Here is a 588-nt window from a genome sequence, read left to right on the forward strand (position 1 = left end):
GCCGCAAGCTGTGAAAATCCTTGACCCCTTCTGCTTCCTCAAGTTCGATGGTTTTCCTGAATTCACTGAACCTTTCGCCGAGTTTGTGGCCGTAGTTCGTGTTGATCTTGACGAGTTCGGGAAAGATTCGCAGGTGTCCCTTTTGGGCCTGTTGTCGGGCAAATTCCGGGAAGCGCAGCGTTTCAACTAGGAAGGGATGAAGCGGGAGAAGGCGTTTGGCACTTGGGTTTTTCAGCTTCTTGTTGGCGAACCCATGAACATTCTTTTCCTTGTTGATGTCCAGAACCCATAACCCTTCCTCCTGTCGGACATCTTCAACGTGGAGTTGGCATACCTCCTCACGCCGTGCGCCCGTGAAAAGGGAAAGAAGGGGGCACCAGAAGTCGGACGGGTGCAGGAATGTGTCGTCAACATATTGAGGCGCGTTGAAGATGTTTTCCAAGTCCTTGGTCGTGTACGGGGAGCGGTGTTCCGTTTCCGGCTTTTCTTCTTTGATTTTAAGGCGGTGGGCTGGGTTGGTGGGAATAAGCTGCTCGTCCTCGCACCACGTCAAAAACGATGAGATGTTGGTCAGGTTGTTGTTCACGG

Annotated in this window: 1 protein-coding gene; it reads right to left on the reverse strand. The window is 52.2% G+C overall.

Annotated features, from left to right (window positions below; genetic code table 11):
• Positions 1–588: site-specific integrase (locus AB6M95_RS19695; protein WP_371388444.1), on the reverse strand; the 588-nt coding region annotated here is incomplete at both ends.

It is taken from the genome of Pseudodesulfovibrio karagichevae (genome assembly GCF_041414475.1).
Taxonomy (GTDB): domain Bacteria; phylum Desulfobacterota; class Desulfovibrionia; order Desulfovibrionales; family Desulfovibrionaceae; genus Pseudodesulfovibrio; species Pseudodesulfovibrio karagichevae.